The sequence below is a fragment of the Streptomyces sp. NPDC038200 genome (genome assembly GCF_055600785.1).
On the sequence record NZ_JBVJYH010000001.1, the window covers coordinates 997,963 to 1,019,752 of the forward strand.

General features: G+C 71.6%; 20 protein-coding genes. 7 read left to right on the top strand and 13 right to left on the bottom strand.

Translation table 11 applies throughout. The features are described 5' to 3' along the window. Positions 1-22: 22 nt before the first annotated feature. Entirely contained in the window at positions 23-973 is a 951-nt protein-coding gene (locus ACZ7KF_RS04205; protein WP_471069260.1) for an RNA polymerase sigma-70 factor, read from the bottom strand. A gap of 233 nt (positions 974-1,206) precedes the next feature. Here ACZ7KF_RS04205 and ACZ7KF_RS04210 point away from each other — a divergent pair, with 233 nt between their 5' ends. After that, entirely contained in the window at positions 1,207-1,692 is a 486-nt protein-coding gene (locus ACZ7KF_RS04210) for a carboxymuconolactone decarboxylase family protein (protein WP_471069577.1), read from the top strand. Positions 1,693-1,802: 110 nt separating this feature from the next. Next, on the top strand, positions 1,803-2,798 hold the full coding sequence (locus ACZ7KF_RS04215) for an aldo/keto reductase (RefSeq protein WP_471069262.1): 996 nt from the start codon (positions 1,803-1,805) through the stop codon (positions 2,796-2,798). A 180-nt stretch (positions 2,799-2,978) separates the two neighbouring features. On the opposite strand, the gene thpR is transcribed toward ACZ7KF_RS04215, so the two are convergent. Beyond that, positions 2,979-3,551, bottom strand: a complete 573-nt coding sequence (gene thpR / locus ACZ7KF_RS04220; protein ID WP_471069264.1) for an RNA 2',3'-cyclic phosphodiesterase — start codon at positions 3,549-3,551, stop codon at positions 2,979-2,981. A gap of 40 nt (positions 3,552-3,591) precedes the next feature. Here thpR and ACZ7KF_RS04225 point away from each other — a divergent pair, with 40 nt between their 5' ends. Next, positions 3,592-4,122: a GNAT family N-acetyltransferase gene (locus ACZ7KF_RS04225; RefSeq protein WP_471069266.1), complete on the top strand. Its 531-nt coding sequence runs from the start codon at positions 3,592-3,594 to the stop codon at positions 4,120-4,122. Between the two features lie 147 nt (positions 4,123-4,269). Here ACZ7KF_RS04225 and ACZ7KF_RS04230 read toward each other — a convergent pair whose 3' ends face one another. Both ACZ7KF_RS04230 and ACZ7KF_RS04235 read right to left on the bottom strand, forming a co-directional pair. Beyond that, on the bottom strand, positions 4,270-5,610 hold the full coding sequence (locus ACZ7KF_RS04230; protein ID WP_471069268.1) for an MFS transporter: 1,341 nt from the start codon (positions 5,608-5,610) through the stop codon (positions 4,270-4,272). 27 nt (positions 5,611-5,637) lie between these two features. Next, positions 5,638-6,075, bottom strand: a complete 438-nt coding sequence (locus ACZ7KF_RS04235) for a MarR family winged helix-turn-helix transcriptional regulator (RefSeq protein WP_471069270.1) — start codon at positions 6,073-6,075, stop codon at positions 5,638-5,640. 155 nt (positions 6,076-6,230) lie between these two features. On the opposite strand from ACZ7KF_RS04235, the gene ACZ7KF_RS04240 reads away from it, so the two are divergent. Next, complete coding sequence (locus ACZ7KF_RS04240) at positions 6,231-6,413, top strand: ribbon-helix-helix protein, CopG family (RefSeq protein WP_053658239.1); 183 nt, start codon at positions 6,231-6,233, stop codon at positions 6,411-6,413. A 16-nt stretch (positions 6,414-6,429) separates the two neighbouring features. Here ACZ7KF_RS04240 and ACZ7KF_RS04245 read toward each other — a convergent pair whose 3' ends face one another. Then, the gene (locus ACZ7KF_RS04245) at positions 6,430-7,881 is read right to left on the bottom strand and encodes an NCS2 family permease (RefSeq protein WP_471069272.1); all 1,452 of its coding nucleotides are present in this window, start codon (positions 7,879-7,881) and stop codon (positions 6,430-6,432) included. Between the two features lie 172 nt (positions 7,882-8,053). Here ACZ7KF_RS04245 and ACZ7KF_RS04250 point away from each other — a divergent pair, with 172 nt between their 5' ends. Continuing rightward, entirely contained in the window at positions 8,054-8,320 is a 267-nt protein-coding gene (locus ACZ7KF_RS04250; protein ID WP_471069274.1) for a DUF2530 domain-containing protein, read from the top strand. A gap of 105 nt (positions 8,321-8,425) precedes the next feature. Continuing rightward, the gene (locus tag ACZ7KF_RS04255) at positions 8,426-10,822 is read left to right on the top strand and encodes an HAD-IC family P-type ATPase (RefSeq protein WP_471069276.1); all 2,397 of its coding nucleotides are present in this window, start codon (positions 8,426-8,428) and stop codon (positions 10,820-10,822) included. A gap of 3 nt (positions 10,823-10,825) precedes the next feature. On the opposite strand, the gene ACZ7KF_RS04260 is transcribed toward ACZ7KF_RS04255, so the two are convergent. From ACZ7KF_RS04260 to ACZ7KF_RS04285, 6 genes are all read right to left on the bottom strand, one after another. Further along, on the bottom strand, positions 10,826-11,656 hold the full coding sequence (locus ACZ7KF_RS04260) for a hypothetical protein (RefSeq protein WP_471069278.1): 831 nt from the start codon (positions 11,654-11,656) through the stop codon (positions 10,826-10,828). Between the two features lie 199 nt (positions 11,657-11,855). Continuing rightward, complete coding sequence (locus ACZ7KF_RS04265) at positions 11,856-12,746, bottom strand: hypothetical protein (protein WP_471069280.1); 891 nt, start codon at positions 12,744-12,746, stop codon at positions 11,856-11,858. 41 nt (positions 12,747-12,787) lie between these two features. Next, complete coding sequence (locus ACZ7KF_RS04270) at positions 12,788-13,546, bottom strand: calcium-binding protein (RefSeq protein WP_471069282.1); 759 nt, start codon at positions 13,544-13,546, stop codon at positions 12,788-12,790. A gap of 81 nt (positions 13,547-13,627) precedes the next feature. Then, positions 13,628-14,410, bottom strand: a complete 783-nt coding sequence (locus ACZ7KF_RS04275) for a calcium-binding protein (RefSeq protein ID WP_471069284.1) — start codon at positions 14,408-14,410, stop codon at positions 13,628-13,630. A 112-nt stretch (positions 14,411-14,522) separates the two neighbouring features. Then, on the bottom strand, positions 14,523-17,651 hold the full coding sequence (locus ACZ7KF_RS04280) for a sacsin N-terminal ATP-binding-like domain-containing protein (protein ID WP_471069286.1): 3,129 nt from the start codon (positions 17,649-17,651) through the stop codon (positions 14,523-14,525). 261 nt (positions 17,652-17,912) lie between these two features. After that, positions 17,913-18,875 carry a YihY/virulence factor BrkB family protein gene (locus ACZ7KF_RS04285; RefSeq protein WP_471069288.1) on the bottom strand — a complete coding sequence of 321 codons (963 nt, stop codon included), beginning with the start codon at positions 18,873-18,875 and terminating at the stop codon, positions 17,913-17,915. 153 nt (positions 18,876-19,028) lie between these two features. Here ACZ7KF_RS04285 and ACZ7KF_RS04290 point away from each other — a divergent pair, with 153 nt between their 5' ends. Further along, the gene (locus tag ACZ7KF_RS04290; RefSeq protein WP_471069290.1) at positions 19,029-20,657 is read left to right on the top strand and encodes an alkaline phosphatase D family protein; all 1,629 of its coding nucleotides are present in this window, start codon (positions 19,029-19,031) and stop codon (positions 20,655-20,657) included. A gap of 1 nt (position 20,658) precedes the next feature. On the opposite strand, the gene ACZ7KF_RS04295 is transcribed toward ACZ7KF_RS04290, so the two are convergent. Continuing rightward, positions 20,659-20,913, bottom strand: a complete 255-nt coding sequence (locus tag ACZ7KF_RS04295) for a DUF397 domain-containing protein (protein ID WP_471069292.1) — start codon at positions 20,911-20,913, stop codon at positions 20,659-20,661. Further along, positions 20,910-21,755: a helix-turn-helix domain-containing protein gene (locus tag ACZ7KF_RS04300; RefSeq protein ID WP_471069294.1), complete on the bottom strand. Its 846-nt coding sequence runs from the start codon at positions 21,753-21,755 to the stop codon at positions 20,910-20,912. Before ACZ7KF_RS04300 ends, ACZ7KF_RS04295 begins: the two co-directional genes overlap by 4 nt. Positions 21,756-21,790: the final 35 nt, after the last annotated feature.

The following is a 21,790-nucleotide window of genomic DNA, read 5'->3' on the forward strand; positions in this document are numbered from 1 at the left end:
CCCCCGCGACTAGGCCCCGTCGTCACCTGGACAGCACGGTCTCCCGGCGCACCCGCGACAGCTTCTCCGGGTTGCGCACGGCGTACAGGCCGGTGACGCGGCCGTCGTCGATGCGGACCGCCACCACCGTGTCGATCTCCCCGTCGCGCCGCAGGATCAGCGCCGGGTAGCCGTTGACCTCGGCCGGTTCCAGTGCGCCCGCGGCGCCGAACCGGGTCAGTCCGGCGGACAGCGAGGCCACCCGCGCCGCCCCCACGATGGGCTCCAGCGCGGCCTGGGCGACCCCTCCCCCGTCCCCCAGGAACACCACGTCCGGCGCCAGGATGTCGAGCAGGCGTTGCAGGTCGCCCGTCTCGACCGCCCGGCGGAACGCCTCCAGCGCGGCGCGGGTCTCGGCCGGGGACGCGTTGCCCCGCGGCCGGCGCGCGGCGACATGGGACCGCGCCCGGTGGGCGATCTGACGGACCGCGGCCGGGGTCCTGTCGACGGCCCGCGCGATCTCGTCGTAGGCGAGGTCGAACACCTCGCGCAGGACGAACACCGCCCGCTCCGTCGGCGTGAGCGTCTCCAGCACCAGCAGCATCGCCATCGAGACGCTGTCCGCCAGCTCGACGTCCTCGGCCACGTCCGGCGCGGTCAGCAGCGGCTCGGGCAGCCACGGGCCGACGTAGGACTCCCTGCGCCGGGCGAGCGTGCGCAGCCGGGACAGCGCCTGACGCGTGGCGATCCGGACCAGATACGCGCGCTGCTCGCGCACGGTACCGAGATCGACGCCCGACCAGCGCAGCCAGGTCTCCTGAAGGACGTCCTCCGCGTCGGCGGCCGAGCCGAGCATCTCGTAGGCGACGGTGAACAGCAGATTGCGGTGGGCCACGAACGCCTCGGTGGCGGGGTCCGTGCGACCGCCCGCGCCCCGCGGCTTCGCCGGGCCCCCCGCCGTGCCGCGTGTCCGCTCGCCGCGCTCGCTCGTCATCGTCCCCCGCCCGTCCGCCCCTCGACTGCTCACCGTCGGCCCCCGCCCGTCCGTTCTCGACCGTCCCTCACCCACACAAGACTCCGCTCACCGCCGCCGTGTGACACCCCTTCCGAGTGACCCACGCCACACGAGCGTTGTTGTCACACCGGCGGACCGGCCGGCATCTCGTGGTCGTCATCGCCGCGCCGACGACCGGCGCGGCCTCCGGCTCCACGAACGAGGACCACGACATGGAACCCCGTATCAACCTGATGAACGGCGAACTCGGCACCAGGCTCGGCAAGCGGTTCGGCAACGTCAGCCTGGCGATCACGCAGTCGACCCTGCCCAGGACCACCCAGGAACTGGTGATGCTGCGCGCCAGCCAGATCAACGGCTGCGGCTTCTGCGCGGACCTCCACACCAAGGAGGCCGCGGCGGCCGGCGAGACCACGGTCCGCCTCCACCTGGTGGCCGCCTGGCGCCATTCCACGGTGTTCAGCGAGGCCGAGCGGGCCGCGCTGGCGCTCGCCGAGGAGGGGACCCGGCTCGCCGACGCCCACCAGGGCGTGTCCGACGAGACCTGGGAGCAGGTGCGCAAGCACTACGACGACGACCAGACCACGGCGCTGGTCTACCTGGTCGCCCTGATCAACGCGGCCAACCGGCTCGGCGTGATCGCACGCAACCAGGGCGGCGCCTACGAGCCCGGCATGTTCGGCGACCTGTCGAACTGACCGCCGGCACCCGTGCGCCCGGCCGCACGGGTGCCGCACCCGGCCGGTACCGGGCGCACGCCCCAACGGCCCTTGCCTTGAGCGCACTCGAAGCCGTTGGCTGGTGGACCATGAAGTACACGCAGCTCGGACGCACGGGACTCAAGGTCGGCCGACTCGTCCTCGGGACGATGAACTTCGGCCCGCAGACCGACGAAGCCGACAGCCACGCGATCATGGACGCGGCGCTGGACGCGGGCATCAACTTCTTCGACACCGCCAATGTGTACGGCTGGGGCGACAACAAGGGCCGCACCGAGTCGATCATCGGCAACTGGTTCGCCAAGGGCGGCCGGCGCGACAAGGTCGTCATCGCCACCAAGGTGTACGGCAACATGGCCGCCGACGGCGAGGCCGCCTGGCCCAACCACGACAAGCTCTCCGCGCTGAACATCCGGCGCGCCGTGGACGCCAGCCTGAAGCGGCTGCAGACGGACCACATCGACCTCTACCAGTTCCACCACATCGACCGGAACACGCCGTTCGAGGAGATCTGGCAGGCGATCGACGTCCTCGTCCAGCAGGGCAAGATCCTCTACGCGGGTTCCAGCAACTTCCCCGGCTACAAGATCGCCCAGGCCAACGAGACCGCCGCCCGCCGCGGCGGCACCATCGGCCTGGTCAGCGAGCAGTGCCTGTACAACCTGGCCGAGCGCCGCGCCGAGATGGAGGTCATCCCGGCCGCGCAGGAGTACGGCCTCGGTGTCATCCCGTGGTCGCCGCTGCACGGCGGTCTGCTGGGCGGGATCATCAGGAAGCAGGTCCAGGGCGGTCGCCGCGCCTCCGGCCGGGCCGCGGACACCCTCGGCAACGACCCGGCGGTCCGCGCCCAGGTCCAGGCCTACGAGGACCTGCTCGACAAGCACGGCCTGGAGCCCGGCGAGGTGGCGCTGGCCTGGCTGCTGACCCGCCCCGGGGTGACCGGCCCGATCGTCGGTCCGCGCACCGCCGAACAGCTGGAGTCGGCGCTCAGGGCGGTGGAGCTGGAACTGAGCGAGGAACTGCTGACCGGCCTGGACGAGATCTTCCCGGGCCCGGGGCCGTCCCCGGAGGCCTTCGCCTGGTAAGCGCCCCCGACGAGGCGCGGGGAACCGCGCGACCGGCCACGGACGGCCCCCGTCCGAAGGGCGGCCGCGGTTACCCGGCGCTCCTAACGCATCGCCGAAGCCACGGCCACCACCACGAACATCAACACAAGCGCACCGGCCATGATCCGGTTCCGGGTTTTCGGGTCCACGCCTTCGAGCCTAACCGCCCCCACCCAGTGCCCAGCGGTCGACCACCTCGTACCGGGGCTGCTCCCCCGGCACCCCGCTCCGCGGCAGACGGCTGCGCACGAGCGCCACGTCGGCGACGGTCCAGCTCCGCCCGGTGAACTCGCGGAGCAGCTCCACGTACGGCCGCACGTCCACCGCGTCCCGGCTGCGGGCCACCGTCAGATGGGCCTTGTAGCGCCGGTGCTCCCCCATCGGGATCCCCGCCTTGCGCGCCGCCGCCTCCGCGCGGTCGGCCAGCAGCCGCAGCTCCTCCACGTCGCCCCGGGCGCCCGCCCACAGCGCGCGGCCCTGCCCGAACTGGCCACCGCCCGCGACCGCGAGCGGGAAGGGCGCCGCACGGCCGGCCGCGCGGGCCAGGCGGTCCGACAGGGCGGGGACGAGGTCGTCGGCGACCTCGCCGTAGAAGGCGAGGGTGAAGTGCCAGCCGGGGCGGCCGGTCCAGCGCAGCCGGTCGGCGCCCGGCAGCCGCCGCAAGCGGGCCACCTCGGCGGCGAGTTCGTCCGCGACGTCCTCCGGGGGCAGCACGGCGGCGAAGATTCTCATGGCTCTCACGATCCCAGACCCCGGCGGGCATGATGGGGCGATGGCGATCACCATTCGAGAAGGCGGCCCGGACGACCTCCCCGCGATACTCGGCATGCTCGACAGCAGCGTGGAGTGGCTGGTCTCACAGGGACGCGTCCGCCAGTGGGGCACCGAGCCGCTGTCGCGGCACGAGAGGACGGTGGCGGCGGTCGGACGTGCCATGGACGAGGGCACCACGTACATCGCCGAGATCGACGGGGTGCCGGCCGCCACCCTCACCCTCACCGACGGACCCGGCGCCTACCTGTCCCACCTTCCGCCGCCCGGTGAGCCCGAGCGGTACATCCACTGGCTCGCCTCCGACCGCCGCTTCAAGGGACAGGGCGCGGGCAGCGCCCTGCTGGCGCACGCCGCCGAGGTGACCCGGCAGGCGGGCCTGGGCCTGCTCCGCGTGGACTGCTACGCGGGCGACGACCGGGGGCTCGTCGCCTTCTACGAGGCCAACGGCTTCACGCCGACGCACAGCTACACCCACGGCCCGGACGACTGGCCGGGGCAGGTGCTGGCCCGGAGGGTCGACCGGGACTAGAACCCTCCGGGACGCTCCCGGGACTCGCCTGGACGCCCCGGGCTCCTCCGGGAGGCTCCCGAGGTCCTCCGGGAGGCTCCGGGCTCCTCCGGGAGGCTCCCGAGGCCCTCCGGGAGGCCCGAGGTCCTCCGGGGCCGGCCGGGACGCTCAGGCGGCCGTCGCCAGCTGCTCCCGGTCGCGCGGGACGAAACGGACCCGGGGGTGGCCGTGGTACCAGCCCACCGACAGCCGCAGGCCGCCGATGCGCGCCAGGACCAGGCCGATCGCGCCGGCCGCCACGGCCGACACCACGCCGCCGGCCGCGAAACCGATCCGGGCGCCGTAGGTGTCGGTGATCCAGCCGACCACCGGCGCGCCCAGCGGCGTACCGCCCATGAACACCATCATGAACAGGGCCATCACCCGGCCGCGCATGGCCGGGTCGGTGCCCATCTGGACGGCGGTGTTCGCGGTGACGTTCACCGTCAGACCGAAGATCCCGATCGGCACCATGAGCAGCGCGAACAGCCAGTACGACGGGGCCACCGCGGCGACGGTCTCCAGCGTGCCGAAGGCCAGCGCGGCGGCGGTCAGGACCCGCAGCCGGGCCGTGCCGCGCCGGGCGGCCAGCAGGGCGCCGACCAGCGAGCCCACGGCCATCAGCGTGTTGAAGAGGCTGTAGGCGCCGGCGCCGGCGTCGAACACGTCGTCCGCGTAGGCGGACAGCCACACCGGGAAGTTGAAGCCGAAGGTGCCGATGAAACCGACCAGGACGATCGGCCAGATCAGCTCCGGCCGCTTCGCCACATAGCTGAGGCCCTCCCGCAGCTGTCCCTTGCCGCGCGGGGCGCGCTCGACCACGTGCAGCTCGCGGGCGCGCATCAGCAGCAGCCCGGCGATCGGCGCGGCGAAGGACAGGCCGTTGGCGAGGAACGCCCAGCCGGTGCCCACCCCGGTGATCATCAGCCCGGCGACGGCGGGGCCGACCAGCCGGGCGGACTGGAAGTTCGCCGAGTTCAGACTGACCGCGTTCTGCAGCTGGTCGGGGCCGACCATCTCGGAGACGAAGGACTGGCGGGCCGGGTTGTCGACCACCGTGGCCAGGCCGACGGCGAAGGCGGCGACGTAGACGTGCCAGACCTGCACCTGGCCGGTGAGGGTCAGCGCGGCGAGCGCGAGACCGGTGACGGCCATCGAGGACTGGGTGACCAGCAGGGCGGGCCGCTTGGGCAGGCGGTCCACGAGGACACCGCCGTACAGACCGAACAGCAGCATCGGCAGGAACTGCAGGGCCGTCGTGATGCCGACGGCCGCGGAGGAGCCGGTGAGGCTGAGGACCAGCCAGTCCTGGGCGATGCGCTGCATCCAGGTGCCGGTGTTGGAGACAACCTGGCCCATGAAGAAGAGGCGGTAGTTCCGGATCTTCAGCGAGCTGAACATCGAGGACTTACGGGATGCGGGGGTGGTGCTCGGTGCGGGGGCGGAAGGTGTTCCGGATCCCGTACTCAAAAGGGTTCGCCTCCTCTGTGGGCGTGCTTACAGGTGTGCGAGCTTCTCCAGGACGGGGGCGGCCGCACGCAGGGCGGCCCACTCGTCCTCGTCGAGACCTTCGACCAGACCGGCCAGGAACGCGTTGCGCCTGCGGCGGCTCTCCTCGAGCATCGCCTCGGCCTGCTCGGTCTGGGTGACGACCTTCTGGCGCCGGTCCTCGGGGTGCGGCTCCAGCCGGACCAGCCCCTTGCCTTCGAGCAGCGCGACGATGCGGGTCATCGACGGGGGCTGGACGTGCTCCTTGCGGGCCAGTTCGCCCGGGGTGGCGGAGCCGCAGCGGAAGAGGGTGCCGAGCACCGACATCTCGGTGGGGCTCAGCGACTCGTCGACCCGCTGGTGCTTGAGCCGACGGGACAGCCGCATCACGGCTGAGCGAAGGGCGTTCACGGCGGCAGCGTCGTCGCCATGGGTAAGGTCCGGCATGTTCTTTAGAGTAACTCATTACCCTGACTAAGGACCACCGGGAAACGCCCGCCCTGCCCGTGACGCCCGCCACTGAACCCCTGGATCACCCATATGAGTGAGCGAAGTCCGGAAAGTGACGCATCGGGCGGCCGGGTGTGGCGACCCTCGTACGCATGGGGACCAGTGTGCTCAGCCTGCGGATAGACGGGGAGCTGCTCGAAAGGCTCCGGCACCACGCGGCGAAAAGAGGAATGAGCGTCCAGGACTATGTCGTCCGGACGCTCATTCGGGATGACTTCGACGAGCGGTTCCAGACCGCCGTCGAGGAGACGGAGAGGTTCTACGGGGTCACGTGACCGCTCCCGCGCGGGCTCAGGTGAGGCCCAGGGCCGGCATCAGGTAGTAGAAGGCGAAGACGGCCGAGACCACGTACATCGGCACCGGGATCTCCCGGGCCCGTCCCGCGGCCAGGCGCAGCACCGTGAAGGTGATGAAGCCCATGCCGATACCGTTCGTGATCGAGTAGGTGAACGGCATCATCAGCATCGTCACGAAGGCCGGGATCGCGATGGTGTAGTCCGCCCAGTCGATCTCCTTGACGGAGTTCGACAGGATCAGGAAGCCGACCGCGATCAGCGCCGGGGTGGCCGCCTGGGAGGGGACCATCGTGGCGATCGGGGTGAGGAACAGCGCCACGGCGAAGAGCCCGCCCGTGACGACGTTCGCGAGACCGGTGCGGGCGCCCTCGCCGACGCCGGCCGTGGACTCCACGAAGGCGGTGGTGGCCGAGGAGGAGGAGGCACCGCCCGCGGCGACGGCGAGGCCGTCGACGAGGAGGACCTTGTTGATGCCCGGCATGTAGCCCTGGGCGTCGGTCAGCTTGGCCTCGTCGCTGATGCCCATGATCGTGCCCATCGCGTCGAAGAAGCACGACAGCAGGACCGTGAAGACGAAGAGGATGCCGGTCAGCACGCCGACCTTGGAGAAGCCGCCGAACAGGCTGACCTGGCCGACCAGGCCGAAGTCGGGGGTGGCCACCGGGTTGCCCGGCCACTTCGGGACCGTCAGGCCCCAGGACGGGATCGTGGCGACGGCGTTGATGATCACCGCGAGGACGGTCATGCCGACGATGGAGATGAGGATCGCGCCCGGCACCTTGCGGACGATCAGCGCGAAGGTGAGCAGCGCGCCCAGGATGAAGACCAGCACCGGCCAGCCGGTGAGGTGACCGCCGGTGCCCAGCTGGAGGGGGACGGTGGTCTGGGCGATGTCCGGCATCCGGGTGACGAAGCCGGAGTCGACCAGGCCGATCAGCATGATGAACAGGCCGATACCGATCGAGATCGCCTTGCGCAGCCCGAACGGCACAGCGTTCATCACGCGCTCGCGCAGACCCGTGGCGACCAGCAGCATGACCACGAAACCGGCCAGCACGACCATGCCCATGGCGTCCGGCCAGGACATGCGGGGCGCCAGCTGGAGGGCGACGACCGAGTTCACGCCGAGGCCGGCGGCGAGCGCGATCGGCACGTTGCCGATGACACCCATCAGCAGCGTGGCGAACGCCGCCGTCAGCGCGGTCGCCGTCACCAGCTGGCCGTTGTCCAGGTGGTGCCCGTACATGTCCTTCGCGCTGCCGAGGATGATCGGGTTCAGCACGATGATGTACGCCATCGCGAAGAAGGTGGCGAAACCGCCACGGACCTCGCGGGCGAGGGAGCTGCCGCGCTCGGAGATCTTGAAGTAGCGGTCGAGGGCGCCGTAGGCGGGCGCACCGCCCGGCTTTTCGGGGGTGGGGACCTTGGCGGGTGCCGAGGTGGACATGCGAGACCTCATCACCAGCGGGGTTCCCCCGAGCCCCGTTGGAGTTTCGTACGAGCGGAAGTGGTCAAAGACAAACGGTTTCAGTATGAACGTATGAGGGGGAGATCGCTATCTCCGCGCGTAGACCTGATCGCCCGGCAACCGGCCCCCCGTCGGCCCATAAGCTGTCCCCATGGCCAAGTGGACCCCCAAGCACGAGGCGCCCGAGCCCCTGGAGGGCCCCGTGGTCGCCACCATCACCGGCGGCACGATCGTGTGGTTCGTGCTCTTCCTCGTCCAGCTGCCCTTCTACGGCTGGTTCGACGATCACGGCCATCTGTGGTGGCTGTGGGCCTGCCTGGCGGGCGGCGGGCTGGGCCTGATCGGCGTCTGGTACGTGCGCAGGCGGGACGCCGCGATCAAGCGGGACGCGGCGATGAAGGCGGCCGACGCGACGTAGCCGTACGACCTGCGCAGGACTCCGGTCCGGCTCCGGTCCTCCCCAGGTCGGACATCGGCTCCGTTCGGCAGGTGAACGCGCAAATCCGCACGTACCGTCGAATGCATGAGCCATATAGACGCGGGCGCCGCACTCGACCCCGTCCACCCCGTGGCCCCGCCCAGGGGCCGCCCCACGGGGCTGACCGGCGACGAAGTGGCGGAACGGCGCTCGCGCGGGCAGGTCAACGACGTCCCGGTGCGCAGCAGCCGGTCGCTCGGGGAGATCGTCCGGGCGAACGTCTTCACCCGGTTCAACGCGATCATCGGCGTGCTCTGGCTGATCATGCTGTTCGTCGCGCCGATCCAGGACAGCCTCTTCGGGTTCGTGATCCTCGCCAACACCGGCATCGGCATCGTCCAGGAGTGGCGGGCCAAACAGACTCTGGACTCGCTCGCGGTGATCGGGGAGGCCCGGCCCACGGTACGGCGGGACGGGGTGGCGACCGAGGTGGCCACCGACGAGATCGTCCTGGACGACCTCATCGAGATCGGGCCCGGCGACAAGATCGTGGTCGACGGGGTGTGCGCCGAGGCGGACGGGCTGGAGATCGACGAGTCGCTGCTCACCGGCGAGGCCGATCCCGTCGTCAAGCGCCCCGGCGACCCGGTCATGTCCGGCAGCTTCGTGGTCGCGGGCGGCGGCGCCTTCCAGGCCACCAAGGTCGGCCGCGAGGCCTACGCCGCCCAGCTCGCCGAGGAGGCCTCCCGCTTCACGCTCGTCCACTCCGAGCTGCGCTCCGGCATCTCCACCATCCTCAAGTACGTCACCTGGATGATGGTCCCGGCCGCCGCGGGACTCGTCGTCACCCAGCTCGTCGTCAAGAACGACGACTTCAAGGACGCCGTGGCCCGCACGGTCGGCGGGATCGTGCCGATGGTCCCCGAGGGGCTGGTGCTGCTCACCTCCGTGGCCTTCGCGATCGGGGTCATCCGGCTGGGCCGCAAACAGTGCCTGGTGCAGGAGCTGCCGGCCATCGAGGGCCTGGCCCGCGTCGACACCGTCTGCCTGGACAAGACCGGCACGCTCACCGAGGGCGGCATGGACGTCACCGAGCTGCGGGCGCTGGACGGGGCGGACGAGACGTACATCCGCAAGGTGCTCGGCGCGCTCGGCGAGTCCGACCCGCGCCCGAACGCCTCCCTCCAGGCGATCATCGACGCCTACCCGGACAGCGTGGACTGGCGCTGCGTGGAGTCGCTCCCCTTCTCCTCCGCCCGCAAGTACAGCGGGGCCGCGTTCAGCGAGGGCGACGGCGAGACCAGCACCTGGCTGCTGGGCGCCCCGGACGTGCTCCTCGCCCCGGGGGACCCGGCCCTGGCCGAGACCGAGCGGCTCAACGAGCAGGGGCTGCGGGTGCTGCTGCTGGCCCGCGCGCGCCGCGATCTGGACGACACCGAGCCGGCCCGGGGCGCCCGTCCCACCGCCCTCGTCGTGCTGGAACAGCGACTGCGGCCCGACGCGTCCGACACCCTGCGCTACTTCGCGGAGCAGGACGTCCGCGCCAAGGTCATCTCCGGGGACAACGCGGTGTCGGTCGGCGCGGTCGCCGCGAAGCTGGGTCTGGACGGCGAGGCGGTGGACGCCCGGCGGCTGCCCGCCGAGGGACCGGCCATGGCGGAGGCGCTCGACTCGGCCACCGTCTTCGGGCGGGTCACCCCGCGGCAGAAGCGGGACATGGTGGGCGCGCTCCAGTCGAACGGCCACACGGTCGCGATGACCGGGGACGGCGTGAACGACGTGCTGGCGCTGAAGGACGCCGACATCGGGGTCGCCATGGGTTCCGGTTCGGAGGCGACCCGGGCGGTGGCCCAGATCGTGCTGCTGGACAACAGCTTCGCGAGCCTGCCCTCGGTGGTCGGCGAGGGCCGCCGGGTGATCGGCAACATCACGCGCGTGGCGACGCTGTTCCTGGTGAAGACGGTCTACTCGGTGCTGCTGGCGGTGCTGGTGGTGTGCTGGGGGGTGGAGTACCCCTTCCTGCCCCGGCATCTGACCCTGCTGTCCACGCTCACCATCGGTGTCCCGGCCTTCTTCCTGGCCCTGGCGCCCAACAAGGAGCGGGCGAAACCGCACTTCGTGCGCCGGGTGATGCGCTACTCGGTCCCGGGGGGCGCGGTGGCCGGAGCGGCGACCTTCGTGACCTATCTGCTCGCCCGGCACCACTACGCCGGCCCCGGCGCCCTGGACGCCGAGACGAGTGCGGCCACCCTGACCCTGTTCCTGATCTCCATGTGGGTGCTGGCGATCATCGCCCGCCCCTACACCTGGTGGCGGGTGGGTCTGGTGGCCGCGATGGGCGTGGCCTTCCTGTTCGTCCTCGCCGTCCCGGTCCTGCAGCGGTTCTTCGCGCTGAAGCTGGTCGGCATGACGATGCCGTGGACGGCGGTCGGGGTCGCGGTGGTGGCGGCGGCCGCCCTGGAGTTCCTGTGGAAATGGGTCGACCGCCGCTTCCCCGACTAGGCGCTACCGCACGTCGACGTAGTCGCCCGTGGCGCTGACGGCCGGGGTGGTGGAGGTGCCCGCGAAGCTGAAGCGCCAGTACCCGTCGTAGGTGGCGGTGGTGGTGGTCTTCAGGTTGCCGGACGAGTCGGCGGACACCGTCTTGACGGTGGTGTAGGTGGTCGTGCCCGCCTTGCGGAACTGGAGCGCGACCGGCTGGCTCGCGTAGCCGTGGTACTGGCCGTCCTCCCAGTTGGCCCGGGACAGCTTGCCCGTCACCGTGAGGGTCTTGCCCTTGGCGACCGGCTCGGGGCCCGCGTTGACCGTGAGCTTGGAGTAGCGCTGCACCAGGGTGCTGCCGAGGCCGCTCTGGTCCTTGTAGCCGACCTTGCCCAGGTCGGGGTTGTTCTGGTCCTGCCCGTTGAAGGCGACCGCCTCGGCGGCCACGCTCCAGGAACCGGCCCAGGCGTTCTTCAGGTCGCCGTCGGCCGGGTAGATGTCGACCGTGCCCTTGCAGGTGGCCGTGGTCGCCGAGGTGGCCGTGCAGGTCGCCGGGTCGTCGCCGTACAGCTCGGCGGTCGGGTCGTCGTACGAGCCCTTGTAGAGGGAGGCGTCGGTGAAGAAGTCCTTCGCGGTGATGTCCACGTCGGCGCCGTGGGTCAGCGTGTACGAGTAGGCGGTGCTGACCTCGTTGGTGGTGCCGACCTTGATCGCCTTGGCGAGGGTGACGTTCGAGAAGCTGACGTTCAGCGTGTACGGCGTGCCCGAGTCGCCGGTGGCGTGTGCGGCCGGGACTGCGAGGGCGGAGAGGGCCAGGGCGCCGGAGACGGCGGCCACGGTGGCACGAATGCGCATGTGCGTTCCCTAGGAGGGAGAAGTGATCGTGGAGTCGGTCGACTCGTGTGATCAGATCCCCGAGCGCAGGTCCGGGTTGTACGTGGGGACCGCTTCCCGGCCGGATTTGGAGCGGTGATTACCCGCGCATGGCACAAGTGAGAAGAAACGTTCCGCCTCCGGGGGCGCCGGGCGCTTCCGGAGGCGGAACGGATGCCGCCTACTTCACGTCGACGAAGTCGCCCGCGGCGCTGACCGCCGGGGTGGTCGTGGTGCCCGCGAAGGAGTAGCGGTAGTAGCCGTCGACCGTGGCCTTGGTCGTCGTCCGCAGGTTGCCCGCGGAGTCCGTCTTGAGGGTCTTCAGCGTCGTGTAGGTGCTGGAGCCCTTCTTGCGGAACTGGAGCTTCACGGACTGGCCGGTGTAGCCGTGGTACTTGTGGTCCTCCCAGTTGGCGCGGGAGAGCTTGCCCGTGACGGTGAGGGTCTTGCCCTTCTTCACCGGCTCCGGGGCGGCGTTGACCGTCAGCGTGGAGTTGCGCTGGACCAGGGTCGTGCCGAGACCGTCGACCTGCAGGGCCTCCTTCTCGGAGTCGATGTCGAACGCGATGCCCGCGCCCTTCCAGGTGCCGGCCTGGGTGTTGCGCAGCTTCAGGTCCGCGTCGGTCTCCCGCGGGTCGATCAGGATCGAGCCCTTGCAGGTGGCGGTCGTGGCCGTGGCCGCGACACAGGTCGCGGGCTCGTCGCCGCCCAGGACGTTGTCCGGGGTCGTGGACGAGCCGCGGTAGACGAGCGGGAAGCTGAAGAACGAGTCCGCGTCGATGGCGACGTCGGCACCGTGGGTCAGCGTGTAGGTGACCTTGGCGTAGACCCGGTTGGTCGTACCGACCTTGATCGCCTTGTCGATCTTGAAGTTGGAGAAGGTGACGTCCAGGTCGCCCTCCGCCCTCGCGGAGGCGGTGAAGGCGGTCTTGCCCGACGCGTGCTGCGCGAAGATCTCGGCGATCTCGGCACGGTGGGAGGAACCGCCGTCGGCGGCCTGCGCGGCCGGTGCGACGAAGGCGGAGAGGGCCAGGGCGCCGGAGACGGCGGCCACGGTGGCACGGATACGCATGAGTTGTCCCCGAATCGAGAGGGTGCTGTGGATCGGTCCGCCTACTTCACGTCGACGAAGTCGTTGGCCGAGTTGACCGCGGCGCTGCTGGAGTTGCCCGCGAAGGAGAAGCGGTAGTCACCGTCGGCCGTCGCGGTGGTGGTGGTCTTCAGGTTGCCCTTGGAGTCCGCCTTGACGGTCTTCAGCGTGCTGTAGCTGCTGGAGCCCTTCTTGCGGAACTGGAGCTTCACCGACTGCGAGCCGTAGCCGCCGTACTTCAGCGACTCCCAGTTGGCGCGGGTGAGGGCGCCCGTGACGGTGATCGTCTTGCCCTTCTTGACCGGCTCCGGGGTGGCGTTGGCCGTGAGCTTGGAGGCGCGCTGGAACGAGAAGGAGGAAGCCTTCTCCTTCCAGATGTAGTCGCCGTCGTTGGCCTCGACCCAGGCGTCGACGTACCACGTGCCGGCGCTCTTGTTGGTGAGGTAGTCGGTCTTCGGGTCGATCTTCACCGAGGCGGTGCAGGTGGCGGTGGTGGCGTTGACCTTGGTGCAGGCCGGCTTGCCGGTCGACGCGTACCCGTTGTCGGGGCCGTAGAGGTCGAACCCGTCGGCGCTCTTGATGCCCGAGTTGTCGGTGGCGGTCACGCTGACCTTGACGGTCACCGCGGCGGAGGTACCGACGGACACCTTGTTGTCGCCGTCCACGACCACCTTGGTGATCTTGATGTCGCCCTGGCTGCCGTCGGCGTGCGCGGCCGGTACGGCGAGGGCGGCGAGGGCCAGGGCCCCGGAGACGGTGGCCACGGTGGCACGTATACGCATGGTGTTCCCCCCTGAATGGGACAGACGAGATGGATGGTGCGGTGACGCGGTGGCGCTGTGGCTCGGCGGGGCCCGGGCCGGTTACTTCACGTCGACGAAGTCACCGGCGGCGCTGACCGCCGGGGTGGTCGAGGTGCCCGCGAAGGAGTAGCGGAAGTAGCCGTCGGCCGAGGCCGTGACCGTGGTCTTCAGGTTGCCCTTGGAGTCCGTCTTGACGGTCTTCAGCGTGCTGTAGCTGCTGGAGCCCTTCTTGCGGAACTGGAGCTTGACCGGCTGCGCGGCGTAGCCGGAGTACTTGCCGGCGTCCCAGTTGGCCCGGGTCAGCGCACCCGTGACGGTGAGGGTCTTGCCCTTCGCCACCGGCTCCGGCGAGGCGTTGACCGTCAGCTTGGACAGCCGCTGCGCCTGGAAGGTCTTGACGTTCTCCTTCTTGACGAAGTCGTTGTCCTTGCCCTGGGCGATCGCCCAGACCTTCCAGCCGCCGGCCACGGCGTTGACGAGGTTCTCCTGCGCCGCCAGGGTGTAGGTCGCCTTGCAGGTCGAGGTGGTGGCGTTGACCTTGGAGCAGGCCGAGCGGCCGTCGCTGCTGTTGGCGACGGCACCGCTGTCGGCGTGGTCGATGTCCGAGCCGTGGTACAGGATCCCCTGGGCCCACGCGACACCGGAGTTGTCGGTGACGGTGAACGAGACGGTGATCGTCTTGCTCCCGGTGGCGCTCACGACGACGGGCTTGCCGCCGTTGACCACGACGTTCGAGATCTTCGTGTCACCGCGGCCGTCGTCCGCCGCGTGAGCGGCCGGGACAGCCAGGACGGACAGCGCCAGGGTGCCGATGACGGCGGTGCCCGCGACTCGCATACGCATGGGTGTGTCTCTCCGTGATCATGAAGACTGTTGCCGCATGATCAGATCCGCGAGAACCGGCGTTGGTTGTATGCGATTTTGACGTTCTTTTGTCTTGTGTTCGAGGTCACATTCAGTCGAACCAGCGGTCCCTGGCCAACTCCTCCGTCCGCGACGGGTCCTCCAGCAGCGCGGCCACCTCGAACCGCCGCGGCCACTGCCCGGCGGCCCACGCGAGACCGGCCGCGACCCCTTCCAGGGTGGCCGCGTGCAGCACCCCGTCGTCGGTGAGCCGCCAGTCGATCTCCACGCCGTCCACGACCAGTTCCTCGTGCTCGACGTAGGTCCGGGGCGTCCGCGGACCGAGCAGCACCCGCACCGGGTCCGGTACGTCGTGCTCGGCCCCCTCGGAGTGCACCTCTCCGGTGACGGACTCGCTCAGCCTCCGCACCTGGAACAGCTCCGCCAGTTCGGCGGCCCGCGCGGGCCGGACCGGCAGCAGCGGCACGCCGGAGGTGAACGGCAGCAGGTCCGGCGAGTCGACGACGACGGCCGCACCGGCCTCCACGACCTCCGTCCGCCCGTCCGTCACGGCCCGCAACTCCTCCGGCAGGGTCACCTGCTCGGGCTCCAGCTCCGCCAACGCCCCGTACAGTCCGTGCAGTTGGGCGGGTGTGACCGTCCGCTCCGGATCGGCGAGCCGGTCCAGCAGTTCGGCGGCGCCCCCGGGCTCGTCCAGCAGCGCCCCGACGGAGGTGCGCACCCCGAGGGCCCGCAGCACCTGCTCGTCCTCGAACCCCGTGGCGTCGGCCTCGTCGTACAGCCCGCGCAGCAGCGGGTCCCCGCCGGACGCGAGCAGCCCGGCCGGGCGCCGCCCGTCGAGCACCGGGTGCCCGCGCAGCCACCAGGCGGTGTACGGCCGTACGACCTCGTGGGTGCCGTCGGGCAGCAGGACGCGCACGGGCTGGGTCAGCGCGTCCCGCAGCGGCGGCCGGGCCAGCAGGGAGAGCGCCTCGGGCCAGTGGTCGTCGTCCACCAGGTCCAGGTCGCGGACGGCGACGAGTTCGGTCGCGACGGGCGGCACCGGGCTGTCCGGGAAGCGGTCCAGGATGTCCTCGCACCACACGTCCACGGCGTCCAGCAGCCCCGCGTCGTCGGGCTCGGCGTAGTCGCCCTCCCGGGGCTCCAGCTCGTCCGGGTCCAGGACGACGTCGGTGGCGCGGACGAGCGCGAAGTCCGCGAGCACCCCGCACGCGGCGAGCGGCTGCTCACCCCACTTCTCGGCCAGGTCGGCGTCCACGGCCGCCAGTTCACCCTCACGGATCACCCGGGCGAAGGGGCTTCCGGGGAACACCAGCTCACCGGCGGGTGCCGGCTCGCCGTCCTCGTCGGGCAGCGCCAGCGCACCCAGCCAGGGCTCGTCGCCCGGTTCGAGACCCGCGTCCCGGACCAGGGCGAGCACGGTGTCGGCCAGCTCCTCGGCGTCCGGCGCGTCCTCCTCCCAGCCCAGGCCGCCGTCCTCGTCCAGGGAGTTCGCCACGGCGGCCCGCACCTGCGGGGTGGTCAGCACCGCGCGCGGGGAGGCGGGCAGCGCGCCCAGTTTCTCCAGCAGGGGATGGGCGGCGGCGCTGTGCGCGACCTTCAGTCCGAGCCGCGCGAGCACGTCCGGGTCGATCAGGGCCGCGTCCGGGGTCGGCAGCAGCACCTGCCGGGGCCCGATGGTGGTCCGCCCGTCCGCCAGCGGCACCGGCAGCCCGGACAGCCGCTCGGGGTCGACCCCGGCGAGGCTGTCGTACAGCCGCCACCACCACTCCGGGTCCTTCTCCAGCCCGGCCAGCCGGTCGACGGCGTCGGCGAGCGGCAGCCGGGCCACCCCGAGGGTCCGCAGCTCGACGCGCCGCTCCAGCCCGGCCGGGAGCAGGGTGGGCAGCACCTCGGCGAGCACCCGCACGGTGTCGGCCCCGGCACCCTCCACGACCTCGGCGTCCCGGGGCCGCAGGGCCTCCGGCAGCTCGTCGTCGCCCTTCGCCTCGACGGCCGGGGGCAGGAAGGCGGTCCGCGGCAGCCGCTCCAGCACGGCCTGCCGCAGCGCCCCGTCCAGCTCGCCCTTCCCGAGCGGCCCGGGGACGAGGTCGATGATCCCGGCCCCCACCGGCCGCCACTGGGCGAGCAGCTCGGTGTAGACGTCGGCCGCGCGCTGCACCAGGAAGTCGGTGAGGGGGCCCCGGGCCGCGTGCCGGCGGGTGGTGTCCAGCGGGAACGACGCGATGAGCAGCGCGGGGACGCCGAGCGGCTCGTCACTGGGGGTGGGCGCGTGCACGACCGGACTCGTCCGCGGCCGGACCGGCGCCCCGTAGGCGTCGACGGGTACGGCCCAGGTCGCCGACCAGTGGGGCCGCAGCCGCTCCTCGACCGGCCGGTCGGCGAGCAGGTCGGGGGTGAGCGGCCCGTGCGCGGACGCGGTGCGCCAGTTCGTGATGCCGTCCCGGGAGTCCTCCACGACCGTGAAGGTGCCGTCGGTGCGGCGGCCGAGCGTGCGCGGGGCCTGGCCGTCGATCTCCACGACGACTTCCGTCAGCCCGGGCAGGGCGAGGAGCAGCGCGTCGTCGATGCCGCCCAGCAGCCGCTCGGCGAGATCGGCGGCGGCGGCGTCCCGCAGGGGCAGGATGACGGCGGTGTCGTACGGATCCGGAGCGGTGCCCTCGGCGGCGAAGGGCAGCCGCAGCAGGGGCACGTGACCGTCCCGCCGCCGGACCTCGTCCCCGAGGCCCGGACTGTGCCGGGCGGTGTCGGCGGCCAGCTCCCGTGCCTCGGCGAGGGACCAGCGCACGCCGCCGTGCCGCCCCACGATCGCCGGCTCGTCGGTCACGGCCAGTACGGCGGCGAAACCGACGCCGAACCGCCCGACGGCCCCGTGCGTCGCCTCGGTGTCCCGCTTCGCGGAGGCCCGCAGCGTGGACAGCGACTCGACACCGGTCGCGTCCAGGGGAGCGCCGGTGTTGGCGGCCACGAGCACACCGTCGCGGAGGGTGAGCCGCAAGCGCCCCGGCACCTTCGCCCGTGCCGCGGCGTCGGCGGCGTTCTGGGCCAGTTCGACCACGAGCCGGTCCCGGTAGCCGCCCAGGACGAGGTCCTCCTCGGCGTTGGCGTCCTCCCGGAACCGGGCGGGGCTGGTCGCCCAGGCGTCGAGAACACCGCGCCGCAGACGGGCGGTGCCGAAGGGGTCGGCGCCCTCGGCCGCGGGCCGCACGAACTTGCTCACGTTCACTCTCCTCCTCCGCGTGAGGACGAAGGTACAGCGCTCACGGGAGGACGGTGGCACGGGCGGGGCGGCCGCGGAGCCGGGGCCGCACCCACGAGGAGGCGCGCAGCGTTCCCGACGTGTGCGCGGGAACGTGGCCGTGGAGCGGCGCGAGGAGCCGGGCGAAGCGTTCCTCCGGGAGCGCGCGGGCCGGCCGGGGACCGGCTGCGGCTCGCTCGCCGGGGTGCGCCGCGTCGTCGGCTCCCGACCGCGCGCCGGGTGTCAGGGTCCGGGGCCGGGGTCCGGTTCCACGGCGCGGCCCAGTCCCGCGCGGGCCGCCTCCAGCTGCGCGGCGAACGCGATGCCCAGGAACAGCGCGACGCCCGTCAGGTTGGCCCACAGCAGCAGGGCCACGAAGGCGGTGAGGGGGCCGTAGACGGCGCCGAAGGAGCCGCTGCGGGAGACGTACAGCGTCAGCAGCCAGGTGGCGCCGACCCACAGCACCAGGTGGACGGCCGAGCCGAACGCCAGCCAGGTGTACCCGGGCTGGTCCCGGCGCGGGGACCAGCGGAAGACGACGGCGGAGGCGATCCAGGCGAGGGTCGTGCCCACGGGGATCTCCAGGGCGCCCCACCACGCCGGGGGCGCGGGCCGGCCCAGTGCCTCGGCGGTCGCGGCGCCGACGGCCTCGCCGGCGACCAGGACCAGGAAGCCCAGCACCATCGGCAGGCCGGCGGCGAAGGCGAGCAGCACGGCCCGGCCGTACTTCCGCGGGAAGGGCCGGTCCCGTTCGATGCCGTAGATGCGGTTGGCGCCGCGTTCGACCTGGCCCATGGCGGACGCCAGGTTGAGGACGGAGAAGGCCAGTCCGAGGCTGAGCGCGACCGTGCTCCACGTGCCGGACCCGGCGGTGCGGCGGGTGCCGCGCAGGGCGTCCCGGACGACGTCCGCGCCGGTGCCCGGCACGATCCGGCCCAGGGTCAGCTCGATGACGCGCCCCACGCTCTCGGTGTGCGCGGCCGTGGCGAGGCCGACGAGCGCGATGGTGAACGGCACCATGCCCAGCACGATCTGGAAGCCGAGGGCGCGGGCGTTGGTGAAGCCGTCGGCGTAGCGGAACCGGGAGAAGGCGTCGGTCAGCAGCCGCAGACCGCCGTAGCGCCGCAGCGCGCTGAACGCCTCGTCACCGGACAGCTCCTCCCCGATCATGTCCCGCGTCTGCGGAACGTGCACCACCGTCCCCATGGCCCGTGTCTCCCCTCGCCCCGTCACCGTCCCTCTCCGCATGCCCGCGCCGAACGGTGGCAGACGCGGTTACGGGCCACCGCGCCCGACCGACCGGTACGGTCTCCACGGCCGTTCCCCCGCCGTACGACGCGAGAACAGGAAGGCACCCGCATGGCCGAACTGCGTCTGGGACCACTGCTGAGGTACACCGACGGCTCGTGCGCGACCGTGTGGGTCGAGACGAGCGAACCGTGCACGGCGCGGGTGCGCTGCTCGAACGGCGCGGGCGGCACGGCCCCCTCGTTCCGGGTCGCCGGGCACCACTACGCGCTCGTCACGGTGACCGGCCTGGAACCGGGCACCTCACCGTCGTACGAGGTGTTCCTGGACGACGCGCCCGTCTGGCCGCTGCCGGACAGCCCCTTCCCGCCCTCCGTCATCCGCTCCCCCGGTGCCGGGGACGCCGTCCGCGTCACCTTCGGCTCCTGCCGCTGGGCCGCGCCCCCGGCGGACGGCAAGGACCCGGTCGGCCCCGATGCCCTCGACACCCTCGCCCGCCGGCTGTCGGCCGACCCCGGCGCGAACCCCCCGGACGTCCTGCTGCTGCTGGGCGACCAGGTCTACGCCGACGAGACCTCCGAGGAGACCCGGCGCTGGCTGGCCGCCCGCCGCGACCTCGCCGAGCCGCCCGGCGCCCAGGTGACGAACTACGAGGAGTACTGCCACCTCTACTACGAATCGTGGCTCGACCCCGAGATCCGCTGGCTGCTGTCCACCGTGCCCAGCTTCATGATCTTCGACGACCACGACATCGTGGACGACTGGAACACCTCCGCCGCCTGGCTCGCCGACATGCGCACCACCGGCTGGTGGCAGGAGCGGCTGATGGCCGGCCTGATGTCCTACTGGGTGCACCAGCACCTCGGCAACCTCTCCCCCGCCGAGCTGGCCGAGGACCCGACCTGGGCCGCCGTGAGCGCCGCGCCGGACGGCACGGACGCGCTGCGCGCCCTCGCCGAACGGGCCGACGCCGACCTCGCCTCGGTCCGCTTCAGCTACCGGCGCGACTTCGGCCGGGTCCGGGTGGTGATGGTCGACTCCCGGGCCGCGCGGGTCCTCGACGAGGACCACCGCGCCATGCTCGACCCGGCCGAGGCCGACTGGCTGCGGGAACAGGTACTGGCCGACCAGGGGGCGTACGACCACCTGCTGATCGGCACGTCGCTGCCCTGGCTGCTGCCGCACCTGGTGCACGACATAGAGGGCTGGGACGCGGCCCTGTGCGCCGGGGAACGCGGCCGTCGCTGGGCCCGCTTCGGCGAGTGGCTGCGCCGCGGGGCCGATCTGGAGCACTGGGCGGCCTTCCCCCGCTCCTTCGCGGACCTCGCCGGCCTCCTCGCCGAGGCCGGGTCCGGGCCGGGCGCCCCGGCGAGCGTGTGCGTGCTCTCCGGGGACGTCCACCACGGCTACCTCGCCCGCGCGTCCTGGCGGTCCGACGGCCCGTCCGTCCCCGTCGTCCAGCTCACGTGCTCACCCGTGCACAACTCGGTGCCCCTGACGATGCGGATCGGCTTCCGCGTGGGCTGGAGCGCCCCGGCCCGCCTGCTGGGCCGGCTCCTCGCCCGGCACGGCCGCCTGACCCGGCCGCCGGTCCGCTGGCGGAAACAGGGCGGACCGTGGTTCGGCAACCAGCTCATGACGCTGACCCTGCACGGCCGTTCGGCCCGCCTGCGCCTGGAACGCACGGGTGAGGACGAGACGCTGCGCACCCTGTACGAGACCGAGCTGACCGCGGGCTAGCTCAGCGCCGGGCGGCGTACGAGACGAAGTCCGCCCAGGCGGAGGGAGCGAGGGCGAGCTGCGGGCCGTGGGTCTGCTTGGAGTCCCGGACGTGAATGAGGGAAGGGGCGGGAGCGGACCAGTCGAGGGCCACTTCTACGCAGGAGTCGGCTTCGCTACTACTGCTGTAGCTGCTCTTGAACCAGTCCAGGGCTACTTCGACGCAGGAGTCGCCTTCACTGCCGCTGCTGTAACCGCTCTTGAACCAGCGAATCATGTTGCCCCCAGCAGTCGCTCGATTAAGGACATCGACTCACGTGGAGTGAGCGCCTGCGCCCGGATGATGCCATAGCGCAGCTCAAGGATACGAAGGAGCTTGGGCTCCTCCACCCGGCGGCCGTTGGCCACCGCAGGTGACCTACCGACTGCCGAGCCGTCAGCGAACTTCAGCACTTCGATCCCACCTGCCACTCCGGCATGCTCCTCGCGGTCCATGGGCATCACCTGAACCTCGACGTTCCTCAACTGACCTAGTTGCAGCAGATGTTCGAGTTGCTGGCGCAGCACCATCCTGCCTCCGAGCGGACGCCGCAACGACCACTCATCCTGAATGAAGCTGATTTCCGGCGCAGGATCACGCTCAAATACGGACTTCCGAGCGACTCGGCCAGCAACGCCGCGTTCCACCTCGTCGTCGGTGTAGGAGGGACGACGCATCTGCAGGAGCGCCCGTGCGTACTCCGGCGTCTGCAAGAGCCCATGAATGTTCAGGGGGTCGTAGAGTTGAAGCTCGACGGCCTTGCCCTCCGCCTCCGCCAAGTCCCGAACCTTCTTCGGATACCGGACCTTCTCCACGTCCTCCTTCATCGCGGCCAGCAACCCGCCCGCGCCCAGAACCGTGTCGGCCTTGTCGAGGTACTCCGGCCTGGGGATCCGCTTCCCCGACTCGACCTTGTAGACCATGTCCTCGCCGTACCCCACGGCCTTGCCGAAGTCCGCCGCGCGCATGCCCACCGCTTCTCTGCGCAGCTTGAGCTGGCGTCCCACCGTCGCGATGACGGCGAGGCCCCACTCGTCGTCCGGCTCGACCTCCCAGCCCGGCTCCTCTTCCTCACTCATCCCGGCACCCCCTCCCGTACAGCCCGGACACCGCC

Bases quoted from the DNA above. Each gene is read 5' to 3' on its own strand.
- ACZ7KF_RS04205 (WP_471069260.1), bottom strand. From the start codon at position 973: ATGACGAGCGAGCGCGGCGAGCGGACACGCGGCACGGCGGGGGGCCCG.
- ACZ7KF_RS04210 (WP_471069577.1), top strand. From the start codon at position 1,207: ATGGAACCCCGTATCAACCTGATGAACGGCGAACTCGGCACCAGGCTC.
- ACZ7KF_RS04215 (WP_471069262.1), top strand. From the start codon at position 1,803: ATGAAGTACACGCAGCTCGGACGCACGGGACTCAAGGTCGGCCGACTC.
- thpR (WP_471069264.1), bottom strand. From the start codon at position 3,551: ATGAGAATCTTCGCCGCCGTGCTGCCCCCGGAGGACGTCGCGGACGAA.
- ACZ7KF_RS04225 (WP_471069266.1), top strand. From the start codon at position 3,592: ATGGCGATCACCATTCGAGAAGGCGGCCCGGACGACCTCCCCGCGATA.
- ACZ7KF_RS04235 (WP_471069270.1), bottom strand. From the start codon at position 6,075: ATGCCGGACCTTACCCATGGCGACGACGCTGCCGCCGTGAACGCCCTT.
- ACZ7KF_RS04240 (WP_053658239.1), top strand. From the start codon at position 6,231: ATGGGGACCAGTGTGCTCAGCCTGCGGATAGACGGGGAGCTGCTCGAA.
- ACZ7KF_RS04245 (WP_471069272.1), bottom strand. From the start codon at position 7,881: ATGTCCACCTCGGCACCCGCCAAGGTCCCCACCCCCGAAAAGCCGGGC.
- ACZ7KF_RS04250 (WP_471069274.1), top strand. From the start codon at position 8,054: ATGGCCAAGTGGACCCCCAAGCACGAGGCGCCCGAGCCCCTGGAGGGC.
- ACZ7KF_RS04255 (WP_471069276.1), top strand. From the start codon at position 8,426: ATGAGCCATATAGACGCGGGCGCCGCACTCGACCCCGTCCACCCCGTG.
- ACZ7KF_RS04260 (WP_471069278.1), bottom strand. From the start codon at position 11,656: ATGCGCATTCGTGCCACCGTGGCCGCCGTCTCCGGCGCCCTGGCCCTC.
- ACZ7KF_RS04265 (WP_471069280.1), bottom strand. From the start codon at position 12,746: ATGCGTATCCGTGCCACCGTGGCCGCCGTCTCCGGCGCCCTGGCCCTC.
- ACZ7KF_RS04270 (WP_471069282.1), bottom strand. From the start codon at position 13,546: ATGCGTATACGTGCCACCGTGGCCACCGTCTCCGGGGCCCTGGCCCTC.
- ACZ7KF_RS04275 (WP_471069284.1), bottom strand. From the start codon at position 14,410: ATGCGTATGCGAGTCGCGGGCACCGCCGTCATCGGCACCCTGGCGCTG.
- ACZ7KF_RS04285 (WP_471069288.1), bottom strand. From the start codon at position 18,875: ATGGGGACGGTGGTGCACGTTCCGCAGACGCGGGACATGATCGGGGAG.
- ACZ7KF_RS04290 (WP_471069290.1), top strand. From the start codon at position 19,029: ATGGCCGAACTGCGTCTGGGACCACTGCTGAGGTACACCGACGGCTCG.
- ACZ7KF_RS04295 (WP_471069292.1), bottom strand. From the start codon at position 20,913: ATGATTCGCTGGTTCAAGAGCGGTTACAGCAGCGGCAGTGAAGGCGAC.
- ACZ7KF_RS04300 (WP_471069294.1), bottom strand. From the start codon at position 21,755: ATGAGTGAGGAAGAGGAGCCGGGCTGGGAGGTCGAGCCGGACGACGAG.